Annotated in this window: 26 protein-coding genes; 10 read left to right on the top strand and 16 right to left on the bottom strand. The window is 41.9% G+C overall.

Translation table 11 applies throughout. The features are described 5' to 3' along the window. Positions 1-23: 23 nt before the first annotated feature. The 4 genes from COR50_RS06345 to COR50_RS06330 form a co-directional block, all read right to left on the bottom strand. Positions 24-443 carry a hypothetical protein gene (locus COR50_RS06345; RefSeq protein ID WP_098193215.1) on the bottom strand — a complete coding sequence of 140 codons (420 nt, stop codon included), beginning with the start codon at positions 441-443 and terminating at the stop codon, positions 24-26. A 12-nt stretch (positions 444-455) separates the two neighbouring features. Beyond that, positions 456-2,828 (bottom strand): ABC transporter permease, encoded by a 2,373-nt coding sequence (locus COR50_RS06340; protein WP_098193214.1) that lies wholly within the window; start codon positions 2,826-2,828, stop codon positions 456-458. Between the two features lie 26 nt (positions 2,829-2,854). Continuing rightward, positions 2,855-3,544 (bottom strand): ABC transporter ATP-binding protein, encoded by a 690-nt coding sequence (locus COR50_RS06335; RefSeq protein ID WP_098193213.1) that lies wholly within the window; start codon positions 3,542-3,544, stop codon positions 2,855-2,857. Positions 3,545-3,612: 68 nt separating this feature from the next. Then, positions 3,613-4,860 carry an efflux RND transporter periplasmic adaptor subunit gene (locus tag COR50_RS06330; protein ID WP_098193212.1) on the bottom strand — a complete coding sequence of 416 codons (1,248 nt, stop codon included), beginning with the start codon at positions 4,858-4,860 and terminating at the stop codon, positions 3,613-3,615. A gap of 288 nt (positions 4,861-5,148) precedes the next feature. On the opposite strand from COR50_RS06330, the gene COR50_RS06325 reads away from it, so the two are divergent. The 5 genes from COR50_RS06325 (at position 5,149) to COR50_RS06305 (ending at position 11,182) form a co-directional block, all read left to right on the top strand. Then, a complete protein-coding gene (locus COR50_RS06325; RefSeq protein WP_098193211.1) occupies positions 5,149-6,513 on the top strand; it encodes a sigma-54-dependent transcriptional regulator in 1,365 nt (454 codons plus the stop codon). 13 nt (positions 6,514-6,526) lie between these two features. Beyond that, positions 6,527-7,864, top strand: a complete 1,338-nt coding sequence (locus COR50_RS06320; protein WP_098193210.1) for a sensor histidine kinase — start codon at positions 6,527-6,529, stop codon at positions 7,862-7,864. A 38-nt stretch (positions 7,865-7,902) separates the two neighbouring features. Further along, positions 7,903-8,583, top strand: coding sequence for a lysoplasmalogenase (locus COR50_RS06315; protein ID WP_098193209.1), 681 nt, complete (start codon positions 7,903-7,905; stop codon positions 8,581-8,583). Positions 8,584-8,680: 97 nt separating this feature from the next. Then, positions 8,681-10,279, top strand: a complete 1,599-nt coding sequence (gene nadB / locus COR50_RS06310) for an L-aspartate oxidase (RefSeq protein ID WP_098193208.1) — start codon at positions 8,681-8,683, stop codon at positions 10,277-10,279. A gap of 18 nt (positions 10,280-10,297) precedes the next feature. Further along, a complete protein-coding gene (locus tag COR50_RS06305) occupies positions 10,298-11,182 on the top strand; it encodes a lysophospholipid acyltransferase family protein (RefSeq protein WP_098193207.1) in 885 nt (294 codons plus the stop codon). Positions 11,183-11,666: 484 nt separating this feature from the next. Here COR50_RS06305 and COR50_RS06300 read toward each other — a convergent pair whose 3' ends face one another. The 7 genes from COR50_RS06300 to COR50_RS06270 form a co-directional block, all read right to left on the bottom strand. After that, on the bottom strand, positions 11,667-12,050 hold the full coding sequence (locus COR50_RS06300; protein WP_098193206.1) for a LysM peptidoglycan-binding domain-containing protein: 384 nt from the start codon (positions 12,048-12,050) through the stop codon (positions 11,667-11,669). Between the two features lie 42 nt (positions 12,051-12,092). Further along, entirely contained in the window at positions 12,093-12,575 is a 483-nt protein-coding gene (locus tag COR50_RS06295) for a BON domain-containing protein (protein ID WP_098193205.1), read from the bottom strand. Positions 12,576-12,886: 311 nt separating this feature from the next. Next, positions 12,887-14,290, bottom strand: a complete 1,404-nt coding sequence (locus COR50_RS06290; RefSeq protein ID WP_098193204.1) for an MBL fold metallo-hydrolase — start codon at positions 14,288-14,290, stop codon at positions 12,887-12,889. A gap of 182 nt (positions 14,291-14,472) precedes the next feature. Next, the gene (locus COR50_RS06285) at positions 14,473-14,832 is read right to left on the bottom strand and encodes an ArsR/SmtB family transcription factor (protein WP_098193203.1); all 360 of its coding nucleotides are present in this window, start codon (positions 14,830-14,832) and stop codon (positions 14,473-14,475) included. A gap of 266 nt (positions 14,833-15,098) precedes the next feature. Continuing rightward, positions 15,099-15,776 (bottom strand): tRNA (adenosine(37)-N6)-threonylcarbamoyltransferase complex dimerization subunit type 1 TsaB, encoded by a 678-nt coding sequence (gene tsaB / locus COR50_RS06280; RefSeq protein ID WP_157760650.1) that lies wholly within the window; start codon positions 15,774-15,776, stop codon positions 15,099-15,101. Positions 15,777-15,792: 16 nt separating this feature from the next. Next, positions 15,793-16,461, bottom strand: coding sequence for a 3-hydroxyacyl-CoA dehydrogenase family protein (locus COR50_RS06275; protein ID WP_098193201.1), 669 nt, complete (start codon positions 16,459-16,461; stop codon positions 15,793-15,795). A gap of 57 nt (positions 16,462-16,518) precedes the next feature. Continuing rightward, complete coding sequence (locus tag COR50_RS06270; RefSeq protein ID WP_098193200.1) at positions 16,519-16,899, bottom strand: RidA family protein; 381 nt, start codon at positions 16,897-16,899, stop codon at positions 16,519-16,521. A 176-nt stretch (positions 16,900-17,075) separates the two neighbouring features. Between COR50_RS06270 and COR50_RS06265 the strand changes: the two genes are divergently transcribed. Beyond that, the gene (locus COR50_RS06265) at positions 17,076-17,858 is read left to right on the top strand and encodes a CPBP family intramembrane glutamic endopeptidase (RefSeq protein ID WP_098193199.1); all 783 of its coding nucleotides are present in this window, start codon (positions 17,076-17,078) and stop codon (positions 17,856-17,858) included. Between the two features lie 253 nt (positions 17,859-18,111). On the opposite strand, the gene COR50_RS06260 is transcribed toward COR50_RS06265, so the two are convergent. The 3 genes from COR50_RS06260 to COR50_RS06250 form a co-directional block, all read right to left on the bottom strand. Next, positions 18,112-18,366: a hypothetical protein gene (locus COR50_RS06260; protein ID WP_098193198.1), complete on the bottom strand. Its 255-nt coding sequence runs from the start codon at positions 18,364-18,366 to the stop codon at positions 18,112-18,114. A 58-nt stretch (positions 18,367-18,424) separates the two neighbouring features. Then, on the bottom strand, positions 18,425-20,104 hold the full coding sequence (locus COR50_RS06255) for a L,D-transpeptidase family protein (protein WP_098193197.1): 1,680 nt from the start codon (positions 20,102-20,104) through the stop codon (positions 18,425-18,427). Between the two features lie 200 nt (positions 20,105-20,304). Next, positions 20,305-21,855 carry an Rne/Rng family ribonuclease gene (locus tag COR50_RS06250; protein WP_098193196.1) on the bottom strand — a complete coding sequence of 517 codons (1,551 nt, stop codon included), beginning with the start codon at positions 21,853-21,855 and terminating at the stop codon, positions 20,305-20,307. A gap of 40 nt (positions 21,856-21,895) precedes the next feature. Here COR50_RS06250 and COR50_RS22420 point away from each other — a divergent pair, with 40 nt between their 5' ends. After that, positions 21,896-22,102, top strand: a complete 207-nt coding sequence (locus tag COR50_RS22420; protein WP_098193195.1) for a hypothetical protein — start codon at positions 21,896-21,898, stop codon at positions 22,100-22,102. Next, positions 22,095-22,283 carry a hypothetical protein gene (locus COR50_RS22685; protein WP_198405789.1) on the top strand — a complete coding sequence of 63 codons (189 nt, stop codon included), beginning with the start codon at positions 22,095-22,097 and terminating at the stop codon, positions 22,281-22,283. The genes COR50_RS22420 and COR50_RS22685 overlap by 8 nt, the downstream gene beginning before the upstream one ends. On the opposite strand, the gene COR50_RS06240 is transcribed toward COR50_RS22685, so the two are convergent. Together COR50_RS06240 and COR50_RS06235 are read right to left on the bottom strand one after the other, a co-directional pair. After that, positions 22,280-23,128, bottom strand: a complete 849-nt coding sequence (locus COR50_RS06240) for a tetratricopeptide repeat protein (RefSeq protein WP_098193194.1) — start codon at positions 23,126-23,128, stop codon at positions 22,280-22,282. The two genes, COR50_RS22685 and COR50_RS06240, sit on opposite strands and share 4 nt — an antisense overlap. Positions 23,129-23,152: 24 nt before the next feature. Beyond that, a complete protein-coding gene (locus COR50_RS06235) occupies positions 23,153-23,440 on the bottom strand; it encodes an HU family DNA-binding protein (protein ID WP_029464490.1) in 288 nt (95 codons plus the stop codon). 224 nt (positions 23,441-23,664) lie between these two features. On the opposite strand from COR50_RS06235, the gene mutY reads away from it, so the two are divergent. Continuing rightward, positions 23,665-24,735 (top strand): A/G-specific adenine glycosylase, encoded by a 1,071-nt coding sequence (mutY, locus tag COR50_RS06230; protein WP_098193193.1) that lies wholly within the window; start codon positions 23,665-23,667, stop codon positions 24,733-24,735. Positions 24,736-24,929: 194 nt separating this feature from the next. Next, positions 24,930-25,379: a single-stranded DNA-binding protein gene (locus COR50_RS06225; protein WP_098193192.1), complete on the top strand. Its 450-nt coding sequence runs from the start codon at positions 24,930-24,932 to the stop codon at positions 25,377-25,379. The last annotated feature ends 87 nt before the right edge of the window (positions 25,380-25,466 follow it).

The following is a 25,466-nucleotide window of genomic DNA, read 5'->3' as shown; positions in this document are numbered from 1 at the left end:
TAATAATCAATTTGTTCCGGCTATTAAGATGCCGCTTTTTTTCCACCGCATGCCTGCTGGGCTTGCGCACAGATGCTTGCTTTCTTGTCACAAAAATTCTTCTCTAGGCTGATATTATGTCGAGTCTTTGGTTGAACCAGGAATCCCATTGATATCACGGTTAGTAAGCAACCGATCGCTGTTCCCCATTTTATTAAGCGAATTCCCGGTTTTGCTATTGTACCGGGTTGGTCATTTCGATATTCCCGCTCTTCTTCTTGCCGGCATAAATGAATCATGATAAAAAACTGCATCCCGCTGATTACTAATAACAAGATGATTGACAATACAAAAATTGTCGGCATATAAAACTGGCTATCGTCAACAGTAGCGTTGCTCGCCAAATGCTGGAAGCTAAAAAGTTGCTCCACGTATTTTGCTATGTCTAATTCAATTCCTACCATGATCAAAGATTTTTATTCTGATCTTAAGGATTTTACAGGGTTTACCAATGCCGCCTTAATTGATTGATAGCTCAACGTTACCATGGCAATTAAAACGCTCAATGCCCCTGCTGCAATAAATATCCAAGGCTGTATTTTAACCCTGTAGGCAAATGATTCCAACCAGGTATTCATCGCGTAATATGCAATCGGTGCAGCAATTATGATGGCTATTAAAACCAGCTTCATGAAATCTTTCGATAATAATCCCACGATGTTGACTACCGAAGCGCCTAAGGCTTTCCTGATACCGATTTCTTTATACCGTTGTGCCGTAGAATAAGTAACCAAACCGAATAAACCGAGGCAAGACAAGAAAATCGCGATGCCGGCAAAATAGTTAAATAGGCTTGCCTGCTTTGTATCTGCTTTATACATATTATTGAACGTATCGTCCAAAAATGCATAGTTAAATGGCAAATCTGCATTATACTGCTTCCATAATACTTCCAACTTATCGATTACCGCTTTTTCCTTACCCGGTGCAATTTTCACATATAGCCTGTTGGTAGATGCAGGCATTTTTACAAAAACGGTGGGCTCGATCTTGTTATGCATGGAAGTCATATGAAAATCTTTTACAACGCCTATGATCGTACCGTTTTCCTCGTATAAAGAAAATCTTTTACCTACCGGATCCTTCATTCCCATTAGTTTTACTGCCGTTTCATTAAGGATAATATCGGTCTTACTACCACCTTCCCCGGCAAAGAAATTCCTCCCTTCCGCCATTTGCAGCCCCATCACGGGAATAAAGTTTTCATCTGTATAAAGGGGATGTATGATGAAGCCGTCATCCTCGGGCTTACCGTCCCAATCTGTATCCCCCGTAGTTGTGCCAATGTTCAAGATATTACCGCTGGCACTTGTAACGGCGATTACCCCCGGCATGTTCTTAACCTCGGCAACCGCACGCTCCATTTTATCATAAGCTATATTAGCGCCGTAAAAGCTAAGTACCTGCTCTTTATTAAATCCAAGGTCCTTATTATGTATATAATTCAACTGGGAGGCGACTACCAGCGTGCCGACTATGAGGGCCGTAGAAATAAAAAATTGTATCACCACCAGGGATTTCCTGAAATAAGCATTCCCGGAACCGATCACCCCTTTGCCTTTCAAAGATCTCAGGGGATTAAAGGAGGACAACAGGAGCGCAGGATATAAGCCGGCGATGACCAGGGTGGCTAACAGCACAGTTGCCATAACCCCGATCAATTTTATATTAAGCAGGCTAAATGAAAACTCTTTCCCACTGACATTATTATAATACGGCAATAATAAATTGATGCCTAGTATGGCTATTGCGAACGCAAAGATGAAGATCAACAAAGATTCAGACATGAATTGCTTGAACAACTGCGCTTGTGTAGCGCCCACCACTTTCCGCAAACCAATTTCGCTCAAACGCTGGTTAGCCCTGGCTGTTGAAAGATTTACATAATTAATACATCCTATCAACAGGATAATGATCCCGATGATTAAGAAGATCCTCACGGTTCTCAAGGCCGTAGGCTCACCATCGGGTCCGTAGAGATGTATATCAAACAAACTTTGCAATGCCCATACACTAGAAACATCGTACTGGTTATGCCGATGTTGTAAAGCAGTAAGTTGTTCGTCTATATTTTTTGTATTTACATTCTTGTCTAACTCCAAAAACGTATAAAAATTCCAGTTACCAAAATCAGTGGCCAAGGACTTCCAATAAGAATTGGGTTGGTAACTACTATTTAAAATATCCAGTGGAAAGAGAACATCGTAACGGATCGATGAATTACTAGGAAAATCATTGACAATACCCGATACAGTAAATGTTTGATCCTTATCGATCATTACAATTTTATTGAATGCAGCGGCTACACTACCGAAATATTTCAGGGCAGTTTTTTCAGTTATTATGATAGAATGATTATTGGGAAAAGGTTTAGACGGCTCCCCCATCAACAATTTATAATCGAACATCTTGAAGAAGTTCGAGTCTACATAGCCGCTCTTCGTATCATAAAAGATCTTATCCCCAACGCTGAAAGAACTTACATTATAATTACCCCCAATCCTCACCGCCTGTTTGATACCCGGAATTTCTTTAACGGCAGTAGCTGCAATACCTGCGGGAGAACGATCCCAATACTTTACATTATCCCCGCTTTTAAAATAATTCGTTACCAGGTAAATTTGATCTCCCTTACTATGCATCCGGTTAAAGCTGAGCTCATCTTGCACGTACCACAACAATAGAACGCTGATACAAATACCGAGCGCTAAACCACCGATGTTAATTGCCGAATATAATTTCTGACGTTTCAAATTGCGCCATGCTATCTTGAGATAATTCCGGATCATGGATAAAGATTTTGGTATTAGGATTATTATACGTGGAACTGCTCCTTGATATTCTCCGTCACTACGCGGCCATCAAATAAATTGATAATCCTGTGAGCGAAACCTGCATCATAAGGGGAGTGCGTCACCATTACCAAGGTTGTACCGGCATCGTTCAGCTCTTGCAACAATTTCATCACTTCTTCACCGTTCGTAGAATCGAGGTTACCGGTAGGCTCATCCGCGAGTATTAACTTCGGTTTTGCCACTACCGCCCTGGCAATGGCTACCCTTTGCTGCTGACCACCTGAAAGTTGTTGCGGGAAGTGGTTCCTACGGTGCATGATATTCATCCTTTCCAATACCTCTTCCACCCTTACCTTCCTTTCAGAGCTGGGAACTTTCAAATACAACAGCGGCAATTCCACATTTTCATAAACGGTCAGTTCATCGATCAAGTTAAAGCTTTGAAATACGAAACCGATGGCGCCCTTTCGCAACTGCGCACGTTGGCGCTCATTCATTTTTCCTACTTCTTGACCCCAAAAATGGTATTCACCGCCATTAGGGTTATCCAAAAGACCAATAATATTCAGCAAGGTGGATTTACCGCAACCGGATGGCCCCATGATAGCAACGAATTCGCCGTCTTGGATCTCCATATTGATACCATTTAGGGCAGTAGTTTCTACTTCCTCGGTAGTGAATACTTTTTGTAGATTAACTGTTTTGATCATATCGATGTCTTTTCTTGTGAATGTAATTTTAGAATGACGGAAGGAGTTTTATTATAGCGATTTAGATTTTAAAATTGTAATACTTCTTTATCTCCAAAGTTTTCATAACTCGAAGTTATTACCTGGTCACCCGGTTCTAAACCTTCCAGCACTTCGAAGAATTGTGGATTTTTTTGTCCTAGCGTAATCTTACGTTTTACGGCTTTGTTGCCGGACTTATCAACCACGTATACCCAGTTACCACCGGTATCGCTGTAAAAACCGCCGATTGGCAACAATACGGCTTCGGAAGATTTCCCCAATTCCAGGCGGATCGGGGAAGATTGGCCGCGGCGAATGCCATCCGGCGCATCCTTGGTGAAATTCAGATCCACTTCGAAGCGCCCGTTTTTCACTTCGGGATATACTTTGGTGATAACCAGTTCATTAGACTTCCCGTTAAATTCGAAGTTACCTTTCAAACCGGTAAATACCCTGGAAATATAGTGCTCATCAATCTCTGCACGCATTTTGAAACCATCCAGGTCATCAATTTGACCAATATTTTGACCGGCATTGATATTGGTGCCGATTTCTACATCGATCGAAGAAAGTTGCCCAGATACCGGCGCTCTAACAACCAGGTTAGATAAATTATCTTTCATCATTTCCAGGTTACGTTGCGTCCTGGAGATGGTCCCTTCCAGTTGATGGATTTGCAACCTCGAGTTCTCCAGCTGAAATTGTTGCGACTGCACTTCGATATCCCTTTGCTGTTTCAATCGTTCGTAATCCAGTTTCGTTTTGATGAACTCCTGCTGCGCGATCACTTTATCCTTGAACAGTTTTTCATTCCTATCATATAAATCCTTTGCTTGGGCTAATTGGTAATCTAGATCAGACAGGCTCTTCTCCATCGAAAATTTGTCTTGCTTCAGTTGCAAGCGGGTATTCTGTAATTCGTTGATCAAGCGGTAGATTTCCGTTTCACGATTCACAAAATCCATCATAAGCCTTTGATTTTCAAGCCTAAGAATAGAATCTCCGGCTTTAACCATGCTCCCGCCTTCCAGGAATTTCTGCGCTACATAGCCCCCCTCAATGGCATCCAGCCTAATTGTTTTTAAGGGTTGCACGACCGCGGTTACAGCGATATAAACATCGAAGGAACCCTTTGTAACGGTAGATATCGTGATTTTGTCTTTTTCAACATTTAATTTTGACCTGTGGTCGGCAAATATGAGGTTATAGAGTAATAGGAGCCCGAGCACGGAGCCTACGCTCACCCAAGTGATCCGTTTTTTATTCCAGTACTTCTTTTCAATTTTTCTATCCATTGCTTAAAAAAATTTGCATAATGCTTTTTCCAATCTATATGCCAAACAGACCAAACCGCCATGGTGGCTAATTTAAGGGAAATGCATCCTCAAAAAATGTTCTGTAGTGGACATCATGTGTTCGGAATCGGACAGTTTGGTGGATAATTGATCTATATTGAAAAATGTAATTATTCCTGTTGATAGTTTGATTAATATTGTAATTGCGCCCATTGTGCCCTTTCGAAAAAGTTGCTCGGATAGTTTAGGAACGCCATTTGTTAGATTGATTTTTAGAAAACATTATATATGAATACAATTCACCCAGGCAAAGTTTTAATTGTAGATGATGATGCGGATGTGCTCAGAGCCGCCCGATTATTATTGAAACGACATTTTTCGCAGGTAGATTTTGAGAAGAATCCTCAAAAAATCCCTTACCTGGTAACGAACTTCGACTATGATGTGATATTACTGGATATGAACTTTACCAGGGATCTTAGCAGCGGTAAGGAAGGTTTCGAATGGTTGGACAAGATACTAGATATCAAACCGGACGCTGCTGTCGTACTCTTCACGGCTTATGGCGATGTGGAAATGGCAGTACGGGCTATTAAAGCAGGGGCCGTGGATTTCGTATTAAAACCATGGGAAAATGAGAAATTAATAGCCACGCTACAACATGCCATTGAAAATAAACAAGAGCAAACCCAGGCCAGCAAATCCTTTAGCAATAAAGCGGTTACCGGTTCTGAAAATCCTATTATCGGGGACAGCCCCGCTATGAAAGAATTATTGGATACGGCGGCCAGGGTTGCCGAAACAGATGCCAATATCCTGATCTTAGGAGAAAATGGTACCGGTAAAGATTTATTGGCGCGGCATATTCACCAACTTTCACATAGGAATGGGCAACCCTTCGTAAATGTAGATTTAGGTGCATTGAGTGAGACCCTTTTCGAAAGCGAGCTTTTCGGGCACGTTAAAGGCGCCTTCACCGATGCACGCGAAGATAGGACCGGCAGGTTTGAAGAAGCACACCAGGGAAGTATTTTCCTAGATGAAATCGGGAATATTACCCTTCCCTTCCAAGCAAAATTACTAACCGTTCTACAAAATCGTTCTATCACCAAAGTAGGCTCCAATAAAGCTGTACCGGTTGATGTAAGGCTAATTTGCGCCACCAATAGAAACATAGAACAGATGGCTGCGCAACACCTATTCCGGCAGGACTTATTATACCGCATCAACACCATCGAGTTACATCTACCGGCATTAAGGGAACGCCAGGAAGATATCGTGATGTTAGCAGAATACTTCCTCGGAATTTACCGCAAAAAATATAATCGCCCTGTTGCATTCTTGCATGATACGCTTGTTACACAAATGGAACAATATGATTGGCCGGGTAATGTAAGGGAATTACAACACGCCATAGAACGCGCCGTTATCCTTTCCCAGGGAAAAAGTTTGATGCCGAAGGATGTATTCATGAAATCCAACAATAACAACAACGATAAATCCATGGATACCGGTTACAACCTTGAAGAAATGGAGCGCAACATGATTAACCAAGCCTTGAAAAAATTCAACGGTAATATTACCGAAGCCGCCAAGGAGTTGGGACTTAGTCGTGCCGCACTGTACCGTAGATTGGAAAAATATAATATCTGATAAACCGATTCGTTTGAAAAAATTTAGTATCAATATTCTTGTTAGGATATTCTTAATGGTATTGACCATCAGTGCAGGTACTTGGGCAGCATTCAGCCATATGCCTTTGCTGGTGCTACTCTTCTTGGTATTACTGATCGTACAAACCTATCAAATGCATCACTTCGCCACAAGGGTCAACCGCAAGTTGTCCTTGTTTTTAGAAGCGATCCGCTATGAAGATTTCTCGGTACGGTTCAGCGCTGACAATAAGCTCGGGGAAAGTTTTAAAGCACTGAATATGCAATTCAACGAGGTATTGGAAGCTTTTCGACAAACTAGGGCAGATCGTGAAGCAAACCTGAAATATATTGATACGATTATCCAACACGTTTCGGTAGGGGTGCTTTCCTTTGACGCCGATGGTAAAATCGAGTTAATCAATCCCGCGGCTTTCCGCTTACTAGGTATTTACCGCTTAAGATATTTAGCGGAGCTCGGGAGCACTTACCCGGATCTGCCGGGGCTGCTGCACGAAATTCCCGCGGGCAGCAAGTTTTTATACCCCACGCCGAACGGGCAGCAATTATCAATTAATGCCACCACCGTAAGGCTACAGGGTCGCTTCGTGAAATTGATTTCTATTCAAAATATACATGGCGAACTACAACGGAAAGAGTTAGAAGCTTGGCAAAATCTAACGAAGATTTTACGTCATGAAATCATGAATTCAATTACACCGATCGTTTCCTTGATCGGCACGATGAAAGAGATCGTTGACCTGGATCTTGTACCCGCTGTACCCGGTGGAAACGAAGCCGTGATAGACCTGCAAGAAGCATTGCAAACAATTGAAAACAGGAGTAAAGGCATCATGAATTTTGTAAATGCTTACCGGGATTATACAACCTTGCCCAAACCCGTATTTACATTTGTCCGACTCGACAATCTTTTGAACACCATCAGTAATTTGTTATACAGTGAAATCAAGGGGAAAGGTATTTCTTTCAGGTTGCAAATAGAAGCGCCGAATACCGAGATCCGTGCAGACCAGGCACAAATGCAAATGGTATTAATTAACCTGGTTAAAAACGCGATGGATGCCTTGGAGCATACCGAAAATCCTAAGATTGAAGTTAAAGGTTTTATTAATAGCTCACAACAAATTTGCATCGCAATTATTGATAATGGCCCAGGCATCGAACAAGAAGCCCTACAAAAAATATTTATCCCCTTCTTCACAACGAAGAAAAAGGGATCGGGCATCGGTTTAAGCTTGTCACAACAAATTATACAGATGCACGGCGGACAATTAAAAGTGGAAAGTCCGCCCGGTGAAGGCACTTCATTTTATATCTTGTTAAATACATAAATTAGGCGTAAGTTGTTCGGAGTTATTTCCTGTACGTTATGCAAAAATATATTTGGGGTACTCTTTATTTTCTATTGTTATTGATTGATATCTATGCAATATTCTATAAAGTAGACCTTTTACGATACATCACGAAGCCTTCCCTGATGATTTTGCTGGCCCTCTATTACTGGATGCAAGTAGGCCATACAACCTATAGATCGAGGAACATAATTTTCTTAGCGCTGGTATTCTCTTGGTGGGGTGATATAATGTTATTGATCAATGGAACCGACAGTACCTTTTTCATGCTGGGTTTATCATCATTCCTACTTGCGCATATTATGTACACCATCTTTTTTATTCAAAGTAGACTTCCCAAAAGCATAGTTAATCATAACAATTTATGGTATGCATCTTTTGTGCTGTTATACGCGGTCTCATTAGTTGCATTCTTGTACCCGCACCTAGGTAATATGGCGTTACCCGTTATTATTTATGCCATTGCCATCACGGTGATGTTGATGAGCTGTATCTTTTCCTATGCCCACCTGTCATATGATTTTGTAAAGTTTCTTTTAACCGGGGCCATACTTTTTGTCCTGTCAGATTCTATCTTGGCATATGATAGATTTTACCAACCGGTTAAAGGTGGCGGTATATTTATCATGCTCAGTTACGGTTTAGCGCAATGGTGCCTAGTGGAAGGCGCTTCTAAATACTTGAAAAGAGCCTGGTAAAACATGGGTTATAATTTCATTAAAATCTATATTATATAAACCCTTAAACCTTGAAATACATCACTTCAAATGCGAAAATTGCGTACTTTTGAAGATTATGTATCAGACAGATTTTTTGGTTGTAGGCTCTGGTATTGCCGGACTCACATACGCATTAAAAATTGCCGATAAATTTCCCGGCAAAAAGGTGACGATTATTACCAAGTCAAGGGAAGATGAAACGAATACAAAGTACGCCCAGGGCGGTGTTGCCGTAGTAAACGATTTGGAACACGATAGCTTCGAAAAACACATCGAAGATACCTTGATTGCCGGCGATGGGCTTTGCAATGAGAAAGTTGTTGAAATCGTTGTCAAAGAAGGGCCTGCCCGGGTAAATGAAATCATAGAATGGGGTACAAACTTTGATAAAAACGCAGCCGGTAATTTTGCTAACGGCCGTGAAGGCGGTCATTCCGAATTCCGCGTAATTCACCATAAAGATGTCACCGGCAAAGAAATTGAACGGGCCTTATTAGAAGCCATCCACCAAAGATCAAATATCGAGATCATTTCGCATTGTTTCGTAATCGACCTGATTACCCAACACCATCTCGGTTACCTCGTAACCAAATCCACGATAGGCATCGAATGCTACGGTGTTTATATCCTCAACCAGCAAACAAAAAAAATCGAAAAGATACTCAGTAAGATCACCCTGCTGGCTACCGGTGGTAATGGCCAAGTTTACCGTGCAACGACCAATCCCGTTATCGCAACCGGTGATGGTGTAGCAATGGTTTACCGCGCCAAAGGCAAGATCGAAAACATGGAATTTATCCAGTTTCACCCAACTGCCTTGCATCAGCCCGGGGAGAATCCTTCCTTTCTAATTACCGAAGCCGTACGTGGCGATGGGGGTATCCTTCGAAACAAACAGGGCGAAGATTTCATGCATAAATATGACCCCCGGCTGTCGCTCGCGCCGCGCGATATCGTGGCTAGGGCCATCGATAGCGAGATGAAGATCTCGGGTACCGAGCATGTTTACCTGGATTGCAGGCATATGGATTTACAGAAATTTATACACCACTTCCCTAATATCTACGAGAAATGCAAATCCCTAGGAATCGATATCACTAAAGATATGATCCCTGTTGCTCCCGCTGCACATTATAGTTGTGGAGGGATCAAGACAAACGAATGGGGACAAACTTCTATCAGTAATTTATATGCTTGCGGGGAGTGTGCCAGCACGGGCTTACACGGCGCCAACCGCCTCGCATCCAATTCCTTGTTGGAAGCTATGGTATTTGCGCACCGTTGCTATCTCGATGCGGTGGAGAAGATCGATCAAATTTCTTTTAAACAGGATATCCCGGATTGGGATGCCGGCGGTACAACGGAACCGAAAGAGATGATCCTCATCACGCAAAGCTTAAAAGAACTGAAACAGGTGATGAGCGACTATGTCGGTATCGTGAGAACCAATACCCGTTTGGCCAGGGCGATGCGCCGCCTGGATATGTTGCATGAAGAAACGGAAGCCTTGTATGCCAAAACGGTGCTTTCACCGCAATTATGCGAGCTGCGTAACCTTATTACCGTGGGATACTTAATAGTAAAAGGCGCAAGTTTCAGGCACGAAAGCCGCGGTTTGCACTACAATACTGACTACCCGGAAAAAAGTCCGCTCGTACAAAACATCATTTTATAACAGTAGAAGGAAACAAATATGTATTATGTAGTCCTGGGTTTACTCTACCTGGTTTCAATATTACCTTTTCCATTACTGTACTTGCTAAGTGATTTCATATACCTCGTTATTTATCACCTGGTGGGCTACCGGAAAAAGGTGGTAATGCAAAACTTGAGAAATGCTTTCCCCGGAAAAAGTGAAGCGGAATTAACGGTTATAGCAAAAAAATATTACCGCAGGTTAACGGATATGATGGTGGAATCCATCAAGCTGTTGACGATGAGCCGTAAATCATTACAAAAACGTTTCCTATGTGATCTTAGCATCTTGCATGACCTATATGCGGCGGGCAAAAGTTGCCAATTACACCTGGGACATAATTTCAACTGGGAATGGGCCAACCTCTTTTGTATGCAAGGCGTACCGTTCAAGTTTTTAGTGGTTTTCATGCCGCTCAGCAGTAAAACGATGAACCGCGTATTCATTCATTTCAGGGAAAAATTCGGTAGCGTACTGCTCCCGGCCAACGACATGAAAAATGCGATGACTCCCTGGATAGGCAAACAATACCTGATCGCTTTAGTGGCCGATCAGAACCCCGGTAAGAAACACCGTGGGTATTGGTATCCCTTCCTCAACCAGATGACACTTTTTTATAAGGGACCCGAAACCCAAGCCAAGCGCTATAATATCCCCGTTGTTTTTGCCAATATAAAAAGAATCAAAAGGGGGTATTACAAAGCAGAACTGAAGCTGGCCTTCGAAGACCCGATCAATACACCCGATGGAGTTATCACTGAAGCTTTTGTAAAATACTTGGAATCAAAAATTTATGAAGAGCCGGAAGGCTGGGTTTGGAGCCATAGAAGATGGAAGCATAAATATTTGCCGGAATACGGCACGGGGGCGCAAGCTCATTAAAGCCACAGCCACGGGATAATGATAATTCCCTAAACCCTGAGGGGATTTAACTATAATAAATCATTATTGTCCGACTATATTTTAACCTGGGAGCAATTTGATCCCTCAATAGTTCGATTGAATGTCCACCTGCTCGTTTCTTGTACTTTTTTGCTTGCCCAAAAAAGTACAAGAAAAGGGCACAAATTGGCCATTACGGCCACCAATTTGATCGCTCGATCGAGCTTTTGTACTACTGTATGGCCCAGCTACCGTTCGATATTAAAAATGCGAAGTTTAACGGTTTTCTCGGCGGGGATTCCCGGGATTTTGAATAGATCATCCTTCGCTTATATCCTTGACCAGGTAAGGAATCCAAGTAAATTGAATGCAATTTTAGTCGGACAACAATGATAATAAATATAAAGGCATACCTGCTTCAATTTTTATTTCAATATGAATAAAAAATTAGCAAGTATGCCTTTTAAATTGAAGACCTACCTAATTATTGCACCGGGATTTTAAGTTTTTGCCCGGGGTGAATCATATTAGGGTCCTTGATTTGATCCTTGTTTGCATTGAAGATATCCTGCCAAGAAACGCCGGGGTAGTTCTTCGCGATCTTCGAAAGACTATCGCCGGGTTTTACTTCGTAAGTTGCAGGAGCAGCGGCGCCACCACCTGAAACCTTGATATCCATCACTAAGTCTGCCGAGCGCATTTCAGGATCCAACCTTTCGTACGTGCTCCACAGCTCATCCTTTACATTAGCAGAAGGCGCTTCACCATTGATGTACAATACACCATCATTTTCTGTTACTTTCAAAGCTACCACACCGGCACTATTGGCCTGGTCGATGATCGCCTTGTATTTATCTTGTAATCCCATGATGTAAGATTTTTTTAGGTTGAATGTGTATTTAAGTACAAATTATTTCAAAGTGATTTGGTTCACTACTTTTTTAGGTTTCGCTTCCTGTGCAACCTGCATTATTTCTTTTAATTTATCTTTCGGAGCTTCCCCGGTTAAGGTTACCTCACCATCCATCACGGCGACATTTACACCGGTAATACCTTTCGCCTGCAAGGAAGAATCGATGGTTGATTTCAACATATCATCCGGGCTAATTTCTACCGGGGGCGGAGGAGGTGGGGTTACGGTTAAATTGTTCGTGACACTTTTAATGCCTTTCACACCTTTCGCCGTTTCTTCTACCAGCGACTTGGTAGCTTCGTCTTGAACTTCACCGCTCAAGGTAGCAACACCATTTTTCACGTCAACGGTTACACCACCGGTCACGACAGCAATTTTGTTGTTAAGATCTTTTTGGAGCGCTGCATCATTAGGCTTACAAGCAAACAAGATGGTTCCCATGAGTGCGAGGCATACAATTAAAATGGATTGTTTTTTCATAAATGAAAGTTTTTAGGAATTTAGCGATTTCACCCGGATCAGCCAAAAGAACTACATTTTAAATAATTGTAAAGCAATGAGATATAAAATAATAATAAGATAATATTTCAATAATAAACCATGCTAATTATTTTTTATACGGCCTATAAATCAATTAAAAAGGAGTTATCACGGTAGATTACGGGGTGTTGAAATTCATGATTCTGTGGGTTATAGTTGCAAAATCTGCACCAATATCCCGCAAAAAAATACCCCGGGAGTTCTTCCCAGGGTATGATATATCCTAATAACGCTTCAATAGCGCCGATTGTTTAATTCAATACATTCTTTTCTTGTACTACTTCCAAGCCCTTCGTATCTTTCATTATGGCAAAGCCCCCGCCAACGTTACGCAAGTTGTGAATACCTTGGCGTTTTAGCATGGAGCAAGCAATTACGCTACGGTAACCGCCCTGGCAGTGTACATAAAGATTTTGATTCTCGTCAAGGTCTGCCATGCTACCGGGATCAGTCATTTCGTTCAAAGAAATATTGATAGCTCCTTTTATATGGCCACTTTCATACTCGCTGGGTTTCCGAACATCCACGATCACGAGGTTCTGATCATGCGGAATATCCATCGCCAATTCATCAGCTTCCACGGTGATGATCATATCTATCTGGTTACCAGCAGTTTTCCATGCTTCGTAACCCCCTTTTACATAACCGATTACATTTTCAAAACCGACGCGGGCCAAGCGAACGATCGTTTCTTCTTCCCTTCCTTCCGGTGTAACAAGGACAACCGGGTCTTTAAAAGATAACAAGCTACCTGCCCATTCAGCAAAACGCCCTTCCAGTCCAATACTGATACTGCCGGGGATAAACCCTTCCACGAACTCATTTGCATTGCGGGTATCGAGTAAGATGGCGCCATCCTTTACTTTTTCTTTAACATCCGCCGCTTCCAATGCCGTCATACCTTTACGGATAATCTCATCCAGCGCCCCGTAACCTTCGCGGTTAATCTTGGCATTGATGGGAAAATATTGAGGAGGCGTGCTTAAACCGCTGGTTACTTCCAGGATAAAAGCAGCTTTATCTTCGGCCAACAATGCATAATTGCTCTCTTTTTGCTCCCCGATGGTGCTGGAAGTATTCGGACCGAGGTTCTTTCCACAGGAAGAGCCGGGGCCGTGTGCCGGGTAAACGATCACGTGATCGGGTAATGTCTTGATCTTGTTATTCAAAGAGTCGAATAACATCGCCGCCAACTCTTCTTTGCCCAGGTTACCGCTGAACAAGTCCGGCCTGCCTACATCTCCCACGAAGAGCGTATCGCCTGTAAAGAGGCAATATGGTTCAGATTTTTCGTCCGACAATAAATAACAGGTAGATTCCAGGGTATGCCCGGGAGTATGGATTGCTTTAATTTGCAGCGCGCCGATTTCGAACACTTCGCCATCTTTGGCAATATGAACAGGAAAATTGGTAGTGGTGTCCGGACCATATACGATCGTGGCTCCCGTGGCAGCAGCGAGATCGAGGTGACCGGAAACGAAATCCGCGTGGAAATGCGTTTCAAAGATATATTTAATAGTGGCGTTCCTTTCTTTGGCTAAGTCTATATAAGCATCGATATCGCGTAATGGATCAATCACAGCGGCAATACCGTTGGACTCGATAAAATAAGCAGCTTCGGAAAGGCAATTAGTATACAACTGCTTTACGAACATAGGTTTTTGATTTTGGCAAAAATACAAATAAGTTCCGAGCCGGGCGCAACAGAAGATCATGCCCGTGTAAAGAGTTGCAAGTAAAAGAGAGGCAAAAAATGAGGCAAAGACAAAAGTAGCCGGACTTCCCATTGGGCCCGGCTACGAAAAATATGGTAATTGGAATTTATAAGTTAATAAAATTAACCTACTAATTCTTCCACAAATTTTGCCACTTCAGCAATTCTTTGCTTGTTAATGGTATAATGAATGAATTTACCATCTCTCTCTGTAATTACAATACCTGCTCTACGCAAGATTGCAAGGTGTTGTGACGCCACGGACTGCTCCAATCTCAATTTCACATAAATTTCCGTTACTGTCATGCGCTTGTGATCTTCCAACAACTTAATCATTTGTTGACGCAGCTTATGATTGATAGCCCTCAACACAGCTGCTGCTTTTTTAACGGCAATGTAATCCAATTTGATCTGATCTTTTTCATTCGCACCTCTAGAGATAATTAGGGTATTGGAAGAGGTGGTTAATAATGTTTTTTCCATCGCAAAATAGTTTTTAAAATAATGAAATGACAGGGATCAACGGACAGTAAAAACGAGATCGTTAGAAAACAATCCCGGATATTGATTATACAAAATTATAATATCTGACGCAATAAAAAAAATTTCTATAACTTCTTTTTGGACATACCACCAGAATAACCAATGAATTGGCTACATTTTACAATTATATGACATATATAATTAGTACCCTTAGAGTATTAAAAATATTCCACTTATCTTAAATCTTTGTTAAAGCCTTGCTGGTATTACTTCTTAGAAGGGTGATAGAATGCCTTCAGATAATCGGGTCCAAAATAAGCTAGGTCAGCGAAATCAGAATCCCTGTAAGCCTTTGCTGCTAAAGGAATCATATGTGCAGCTGATATTGTATAGGTAGGAAAATGGGCTTTTTCTATGGGGGGCAGTAACTGCTGCCATTTAGCAGCGCCATCCCCGAAAAAATACACGGTATGTTCTTTTAATATCTCTTGAAAAGTGGTTGGTTCCAATATTTTTGCCCCCGGCGTATCGATGATTTTTAAACTTGAATCATATACCGCGGTAAACACTTCCATCCGCCGGGCATCGATCATCGGAACATAAAATGCATTTTCGTCCCCGGTAATTGCATACATCCCTTGCGCCATCATTTGTAAAGTTGAAATGGCGATCAAGGGTTTTTCCCAGGTATATGCCAAGCCTTTCGCAGTTGCCACGCCGACCCTCAAGCCCGTATAAGACCCGGGTCCAGCGCTAACAGCTATTGCATCTAAATCTTGGCCACGAATACCCGCATCTTTCAAAATACTTTGAATAATTGGAATCATGCTCGCAGCATGATCTTTCTGTTGTTCGTTTACAACGGTTGCGATCTCTTGTCCATCTTTAGCTAAACACACGGAACCTATAGCTGTTGCCGTATCAATATGTAAAATATATCCCACGAATGATGCTCTTTTACTATTTCTTACTCTCAAAAAATTGCTGCTCCAGCGCTTCGCTCACAAGGTAACGGTTGTCTCCAGTGGCTTCGCGAACCGCTTGCAATACTTCGTACACATTTTGAATCCCGATCTTTTCCGCCCATTCAAACGGGCCATATGGGTAATTGGTACCGAGCTTCATCGAAATATCAATATCTTCTTTTGTAGCGGTACCTTCCCCGGCCGTCATGTATGCCTCGTTAATAATCATGCATACGACCCTGGGCCTCACTAAACCAACGGAATCCTCCACGATATCATACGCCCAACCCAAACGCTCCATCAAGGATTTAAGCTTACCAGTATCAGCGTTTAACGCGGCACTTACTTCCATTAAATCGCTCTCGATAAAACCGGGTAAAAAATTAGCGCCGAACACATTCTTTTCCCTGGCTTTACCGATCACAGGCCATAAAGATGATAAGGAGTCTTTTACCCTCGCTGCCAACAAGGGTAATTCCGGGTACATCAAATAATAATGTAATCTCCCCGGTTCCTCATCCAACGAAAGATCCATTGCCCAATCATACTGCGACCAATCTTTCACATCGGCAATATTTTCGAAATAAAATACTTGATGCTGGGAAAAATCTTTCTGTTGCAATAATTGCCAACGGTGTGCGTCACCGGAAATTAAAATTTTCATGGCAGGTAATTTCCGGCAATTTACTGGAATTGCGGCAATTAGCCCAAGGGAGCTGTATTAACCTACGGCGATCATCGAGATTTCCACGTTTACACCTTTAGGTAAAGCAGCCACTTGAACGGTTTCACGGGCCGGAAATTGCCCGGTAAAGAATTTACCATACACTTCGTTGATCTGGCTGAAATCGCCCATATTCATAATAAAGATGGTTGATTTTACAACATTGTCGAAGCCCAGGCCGGCTTCTTCCAATATACTTTTAAGGTTGAGCATCACCTGCTCCGTTTCTGCCTTGATGTCGCCGCTTACCAATTCATCCGTAGCGGGATTTACCGGTATTTGACCTGAGATGTACAAGGTATTTCCGGCTTTTACAGCCTGGTTATATGGTCCGATTGGAGCCGGGGCATTCTTAGTATTGATAATTATTTTTTCCATAGGGTACAAAAATATAATACGCCGTTGGAATTTGATATATTTTAATATCGACAAAGGCTAATTCGAGAAATTATTGTAATTTGTTCCTACCCTGTTCAACTCGAACCAACATTACGTCTAACCTATATTTACCGCTTAAATGTTAAAGACTGGATTGTTACCCAAATCATTATCCTATGTATATTCAATCTAATCGTGGCGTTTCACTTGCCAAGTGGCTGGCACTGTCCATTGTATACTTATTAGGGCTGCTGGTAAGTTTCTTCCTGGAAGAAACATTATCATGGCAGGACTTTTCCTTCTACATGTATATTTTTCTCGGCTGGGGTGTTTTTTTTCATCTATACTTTAATAAGAAAGTACATTTCAAGTTTATACCCCGCTTTGTAGTTAGCCCGGCATTATTAATGCTTACAAGCATTGCATGCATCGGTTACATCGGTTTCTGTAACGCTGTAAGTAACCTAGAAATTTCGCCACAAATACAATTGCTTGACACGTTCACCGTACGCACTGATAATATATTCCAGGTATTCGGCAGCGTTATCTTGATTGCTTTCCTCGAAGAATTCATATTCAGGGGCATGGTATTACCCACATTGATGAAGCAATACCATGCCGGCATTGCCTTGGTACTCAGTGCAATCCTGTACACCGCTATTCATCTTGAGGGGCAACATATATTGGAATTGTCTTTATTCGGATTGATTAGCGGCAGCCTATACATTGCCTTAAAAGATTTATGCATGTGTATATACTTTCATTTACTTCGCAATGTAATCCTCGCTATTTGCTCGGTAAAGGGAATATCAATGCCTATTATTTACGGCACTAACTACCAGGAGATTATCGGGATTTTATTGATAAGCCTTATTATGCTAGTGTTTTCGATCCTGGTAATTTATTCATTGGGAAACAAGTTATATGATCGGAGAAGGGTGGATTTCGCTATACGGTAGTGCTATTTCTAGTTGTTTACATGATAGAAGATATATATTATGCAAAAAATGCGGAGAATAAGATTTTGAGAACTCGGAAGTATAATAAAATCTCCTAAATAAAAGTCCCTGGTAAAGAAGGATTAACAAGGCAAGGGTAGCCGGCGCTATATTCATAATATAAACTTATTCGAAAGTTTCAAGGCTATAAAAAGCTGCGGTAAGATTAACAATTAAAAAGGTGTGAGATCAATTATTCTACAGGCGGGTTAACCTAATTTCCTGTATGTGCCCCCACACGGACTACTGTAATTCTACCATCATTTGATGATCCCTTAGCAGTATTATTACTTTCTTCTCTTTCAGCCCTAATGGCCTCCAGTATGTCTTTCGTATACCCGTCTTTCTCCAACTTCAAAACTAACTTACTTTTAACTCTCGGCGCTGTATTTAATTTATTTAAAAGTTTAAACATAATGAAAACATTATAACTAAAAATCAGGAAAAAAACTACCCAGCCTAAAATCATTCAGAAGAATTTATCCTGAAAAAAATTCTCCAACAGTAAGAAGATAAACAGATACTACCTACTCCTTCGAAAACAACTGCTTTGCTAGCTGCGCATCATGCCCATAAACATCGTTACGGAAATTCAATACGCCGTTATGATTTACCCAAGCTGTAAAATAACCTATAAACACGGGTACTTTATCTTTCAGCACCACGTATTTTTCCTTCTTCGCATTCATCGCTTCATCGATCTTTTTATCGGTCCAAGTGGAATCATGTCGAAGCAAATATTCGGCTAGCCTACGGGGTTCGGAAACACGGATGCAGCCATGGCTGAAAGATCGTTTCGTTTCTTGGAAAAGATGTTTCGAAGGGGTATCGTGTAAATAGATGTTATACTCGTTGGGAAATAGAAACTTTACCTTTCCCAGGGAATTGGAGCGACCCGGCTTCTGCCGTATGATATAGGGGAAATTTCTACCCGTATATTTCGACCAGCTTATAGATGAAGTTGGTATCACCTTACCGCTGGCACCTACCACTTCCATGTTATGCCTTGCCAGGTATGATGGATTGCGTTTTACTGCCGGTAATATTTCCCTAGATAAAATTCCCGGTGGCACATTCCAATACGGTGCGAAGACAACGTATTTCATTTCGCGGCTAAAGATCACCGTGCTGGCGCCGGGCGTTCCCACTACCACGTTACAACTCCATGCTAAAGAATCGTGATCAAAAACATGCAATTTAAATTCCGGGATGTTTACCAGGATATACTCCCCCTTCACATCTACCGGCACCCAGCGCAAACGCTCCATATTAATCAATATCTTTTCTACCAGTTTTGCAACGGGCACATTCAAAGAATTAATAGTTGCCTGTTGCAACTGGCCGTTAACCGTTAGACCCATGCGGCCCTGGTAATGCCTAATAGCAGAGTCTAGCCCCGCATCAAATATTGCGCTTGAATCCAAGTTGGGTAAATCGCCCCAAGCATGCAGGCGTTCTTTAACCTTGGCAATCACGGCAGCGGAATCGCCTTTTTTATATGTCTTTTTGTCGAGGAACAAAGAATCGTGCGGTATCTCTTCCGCTATTTTATTTATCCTGGAAAGTTCCTTTCTTAATAAACGGTATTGCTTATTTACAGGCTCATTGCCACTTAAGTCTTGGTTAGGGTTCGCAATTAGCGAGTCAAGCAAGCTGGCCATATCCATCTTTTTCCGGGGGATAAACCATTCCAAATCTTTCGCTGAATCTGCTGTCATTCCTCCCCAAACTTTGTCTCCATAAGCGAAGAACTGCGCTGTCATTAACATCTCGGTTTTAGAAACCAAGCTATCGTTGGGCTTCCACTCTTTATCATTGACGCGGTTGTTGAGCGTATCGAATAACGCGCCGAGTTCTTTATTCATAAGACTGCTATCGCCAATACCAAAATGGGCATCGGTTCGGATCATGTTAATGAAGCTCGATGCTTGTTCTGTTGGCCCGGTAGCAGAGATCCAAGCATAGTGAAAATCTCTCTTGGTATAAAAATCTTTTATAAAATCTGTATATGGGGCATATGCTGCATTCTTTTGTAAAAATGTATTGAGTTGATTGCTATCAATAGCCAGGTTAATATACTCTTCCTCTGTATAGTGCGTGCTATCTCTCATGATCGGGGCTTGCCTTTTCCCACTTCCCTGTTCACAGGAAACAAATAATGCCATCACGCAACTAGCTAGGAGTAAAAATCTCAAATGAAAACGCATAAACGTAGGGTTATTAAGTTAATAGTACAGATGCAATCTCTCTCGATGCCATTTATAACATTCAAATGCCGGGGTTGTTGACGCCCCGGAATATAAAATAAAGATATGAATAACAATGCGTTTTGTTGACATCTAGGGGAAATGGCAACCTATTTATAAAAGAAAAGGGAGCCAGAAGCTCCCTTTTACAATTCCTTTCGTTACAGTTTAATCTCCTCATCATTGGTATCGATGAAATGATATTCGGTGAGATGGTTATTGGAATCAGCTTTCAATTTGACCCATTTCTTAAACTTGAAATACCACTTCCATTGGCGGGAAGTTAGAAAGCCCTTGGTAAGGAAAGCATACAGGATAGGATGCACCCTGATGGTTAGTCCCTTGTGTTGATGATTGATCAGGTATTGCAAGTTCTTCTCAATATCTTCAACAATCAACATGGAAGCGCCAATCTTCCCGGTACCTTTACAAGCCGGGCAATCTTCTGCTACGCTGATGGTCACTTCCGGTTTAACCCTTTGCCTAGTGATCTGCATCAGGCCGAACTTTGAAATCGGTAAGATCGTATGTTTCGCACGATCTACCCCCATGAATTTCTCCATGGCTTCAAATACCGTTTTCTTATTTTCCGGTAGTTTCATATCGATAAAATCGATAATGATGATACCGCCTAAATCCCGTAGACGAAGTTGGCGGGCAATTTCCGCGGCTGCTTCCAGGTTAGACGCCAGCGCGTTTTGTTCCTGGTTATTGCTGGAACTTTTGTAGCCGCTGTTGACATCGATCACGTGCAAAGCTTCCGTAGCTTCGATAACGAGGTACACCCCGCTATCGAGGTTCACCGTTTTACCGAAAGAGGCTTTCACCTGCCTGGTCACCCCATAGTGATCGAATATGGGCGCGCCATTGTGATAAAAAGTAACGATATCTTGTTTCTCCGGGGCAATTTTCTGGATATAGCTCTTGGCATCGGTATAAATATTTTTATCATTTACAACGATACGGTTAAAGCTTTCGTTCAGTAAATCGCGGAGGATGCTAGTTGTTTTTGTTTGCTCGCTGAGAATTTTCTGCGGCGCTTGCGAGCCTTTCAAATTCTCCTGGATATTTTTCCAGGTATTAACGAGCGCTGTCAGATCTTCGTGGAGTTCCGCCGTTTTTTTTCCTTCTGCAGCCGTGCGAACGATTACGCCGAAATTGGGAGGTTTGATGGCTTCAACGATCTTCTGCAATCTTTTCCTTTCCTCGGAAGAATGAATTTTTTTAGATACCGCGACGATATCATTGAAAGGGGTTAATACGATAAATCTTCCGGGAAGCGAAATTTCGCAACTCAGCCTGGGTCCTTTAGAAGAGATAGGCTCCTTAAGGATTTGCACGAGGATATTCGGTTTCCCACCCAACACCTCGGTAATTTTACCAGTTTTAACGATTTCCGTTTCATTTTTGAACTTGGAAAAATCGAAGCCATCCGGCGACTTGTCGTGCATGGCCAACTGTGTAAATTTGAGGATGGATCTAACGTAAGGGCTGAGATCCGTATAATGTAGGAAAGCATCTTTTTCGAAGCCAACATCAACGAAGGCAGCGTTCAGACCCGGGATTAACTTTTTCACTTTCCCAAGATACAGGTCCCCTACAGCGAAATTCGGATTACCACTTTCATGATGCAGCTCCACTAATTTCTTATCCTCCAGCAATGCAATTTCTACACCCGATGGTGCTGCATTAATAATAAGTTCCTTATTCAAGCGTCCAAAATTTTAACCATTAATACTTCACTTTAAGCTGATGCTCCGTAATGAATACGATTCACAGCATTTTCATAGCGAATTAGCAGGCACAGGGAATCCTGCTGCTATTCACTTTCGAATTTTTGATGGATTGCTTAAGGGTTTAGTGATATATGCAGGTAGTGCTTGGAATATAATTTTCGGGTTACCGAAAAAAGACCTGCATGACCTTAGCAAGTTAGCCAAAATCATGCAGGATGTATAAAAATTTATCCGGCTACGCCAAAATAATATGGCGTGGAACAGGAGAAAAATTATTTCTTGCCTTTCTTATGACGATTTTTTCTCAGCCTTTTTTTCCTTTTATGGGTAGCAATTTTATGTCTTTTTCTTTTCTTACCGCAAGGCATACTCAAAAAATTTTAGTGATTATCAAAAAAAATTAGTGTAATTCATTTATATAATCATCAATTTCCGCGGCTAATGCCGGGTCATTGATGAGTTTTCTACAAGCAACTAAAGCTTCTTTCGCTTTATCGATTTGCCCGTTATTCCTATACGCTTCACCGAGAAGGAAGAGCGCTTTCGGGTTTTCGGGATCCCTCTGCAAGAGCTTATTCATCCTTTCAATCGCTTTATCATACTGGCCGGATTGAATTGCAAAGTTGCCGAGGATCAATTGAACTTCTACATTTTCAGGATGCGTGTTAGCCACCTCCATCAACATACCGATGCCCTTCATTGGTTCAGAAGAAGTCACCAATAGTTGACCTAGTTGGATTTTAACATCAATGTTCGAAGGATTGATCTCATTCGCTTTCGTAAGGAGTTCCATTGCGTTGTTGGCCATCCACTGTGCCACGGCGGGATCTTGAATATGCCCCATGTGGTTTAAAAACGAATTGGCCGCAAAGGTGAGGCTTTTTTCCGAATTTTCCAACTCGGCTGCTTTCCCGAGGTAATAAGCGGCAATAGGCTGCTCGTTCAAGGTATCCCAAACGGCAGCTAATTGTTTATTGACAGCAATTTCTTGATGATGTACATCTCCCCTAACCACCGCGTGTTCAAGCGCTTCAATCTGGGTTAGCTTTTCGGCGGGGATCCGTTTTTTTGCCTCCAGGAGTAAATCTTCGAAGTTGGCAACGGCAACAGTTTGCCCATCACCTGCAGCCATTGCAGGCGCTTGACCATGATCATGATTTTCGTGCGACGGCACTGTACGCCCAAAAGCATATAAAGCAACCAGGATAATTACGCCGGCCGAGATAAGTAATAGTTGTTTCTTTTGCACCCTAATTTACTTTAGGCTGCGAAGTTACGAACTTTTCAACTTTTTTACCTCGGCAACGAACTCTTTAGATGGCTTAAAGGCCGGAATGTAATGCTCGGGAATTTCCACGGCAACATTCTTCTTAATGTTACGGCCGATCTTAGCCGCGCGTTTCTTCGTGATAAAACTGCCAAAACCCCTGATATAAATGTGCTCGCCATTTGCCAAAGCTTCTTTCACCTCCTTAAACATGGCCTCTAGTGTTACTAACACATCTACTTTGGGGATGCCGGTTTTTTCAGCAATGTTATTAATTAAATCTGCTTTTCTCATAATGAAGCGGAGGATTACTTGTAGTAAAGTTATTAAAAAATAATTAATTGCTGAATTTTAAGCAACTAAAATTTAAACATTTTTCTTATAAATAGTAACCTTTTATTTTACGTTTCTTTGTACTCCAATTCAGGGTTTCACTTAAACCATACGATGAGAAGCGTATCTTTTAGGTACACGAATATATATAAAAAAACATAAACATATATAAACAATTTGTGTAAATGAACAACAACCATCAATTTTTTTCTTCCCAACTACTTTCATGGAACCGGGATTCCAATCAACGTACGATGCCTTGGAAAGGAGAAAAAGATCCTTACAAGATCTGGTTGTCTGAAATCATGCTACAACAAACCCGGGTTGAACAAGGTCGCGCCTATTACGAGGCATTTACCTCTAAATACCCGACTGTTTTTGATCTGGCCGCCGCCCCCGATGAGGAGGTTTTCCGGTTATGGCAAGGGCTGGGTTATTATGCCCGTTGCAAAAACATGTTAGCGGCCGCCCGCAGTATCGTTCACGATTATAACGGCATCTTTCCCAATGATTACCATACTATTACAACGCTAAAAGGCATCGGATCGTATACGGCGGCAGCAATTGCCTCTTTTGCTTTCAACCTTCCTTACGCGGTACTCGATGGAAATGTTTACAGGGTCTTAGCCCGCTTTTTCGGGATAGATACCCCGATTGACACGACCGAAGGCAAGAAAATCTTCTCGGAAACAGCCCAAAACCTGTTGCCGGTGAATAAACCGGCCGTCTATAACCAAGCCATTATGGATTTTGGCGCGGTTGTCTGCAAACCCCAGCAACCCAATTGCCTCGAATGCCCGCTTGCCACTAAGTGTATTGCCTTTCTAACCAACCAAGTCAACAAACTTCCCCTTAAATCTAAGAAATTAACTGTAAAAAATAGATACTTCTTTTATATTGTTGCTATTTATAATCAACAAGTTTTGATACAAAAACGTCCCGGTAAGGATATTTGGCAAAATTTACATGAGTTTATCCCCGTGGAATCGCCCGAAATCCTTCCTGCCCAAACGATCTTGGAACAATCGCGGGAGATCGTCGGAACGGTTGTTAACGGTAGCTTTACCCTCTCCCCTTTGTTCAAGCAAAAATTAACACACCAAACAATCCATGCCCAATTTATCAGGCTTGCCTTGAAAAGCCGGATCCAGGCGCCGCAAGGTTTCCAGTGGGTACCTTTAAACTCCTTAGATAACTACGCCTTCCCCAAGATTATCCTGGATTACCTTCAAAATAACCAATTACAACTGCTGTAACTTTTGGCAGCTTCTTTGTAATAATTTCAAACTATATGACCGTAAGACGTGTTAAGCTGTAATACGGCTCAAATTATTTCCCATTGGGGCAGTACTTTTTTTTAAAGTTGATTAGAAATACATTAACTTTAGAAAGGACGATAAATTAATACTTAGAAGAACATATCATCACTAGATTATTAAAACCTACAACCATGAGAGGTGTTAATAAAGTAATACTGATTGGAAACTTAGGAAGAGACCCCGATGTTCAGTTTTTGGAAGGCAACATTGCCGTAGCAAAATTCTCCTTAGCCACAACAGAAACTTTTAAAGACAGGGCCGGTAAACTGATCTCGCAGACGGAATGGCATACCGTAGTTTTATGGAGAGGACTGGCAGAATTAGCCCAGAAATACCTCCACAAAGGTAGTCTCGTTTATATCGAAGGAAGATTGCGCACCCGCAGTTGGGAGGACAAGGAAGGGAACAAAAAATTTGCTACCGAAGTGGTAGGGGATAACCTTGTCATGCTCGACAAAAGGATCGACGTTCACAACGGCGATCATTCCATGTCTTCGCAATCCGGCTCCGGAAGCAGCGAAGGATACAGCAGCATGGACATTCCCCCGATGAACGAACCTTCAGACGATCTCCCGTTCTAGGCTGGAAAACATTGATATCTTTCAATTAAATGTACCATGTCAAATGGGTACATTACTTATATTTGTATATAGGGAAAGTAACTCCAT

This window comes from Chitinophaga caeni, assembly GCF_002557795.1.
GTDB lineage: Bacteria > Bacteroidota > Bacteroidia > Chitinophagales > Chitinophagaceae > Chitinophaga > Chitinophaga caeni.
The sequence above is the reverse complement of the archived record's forward strand: the minus strand, read 5'-3'. Positions and strand labels throughout refer to the sequence as shown.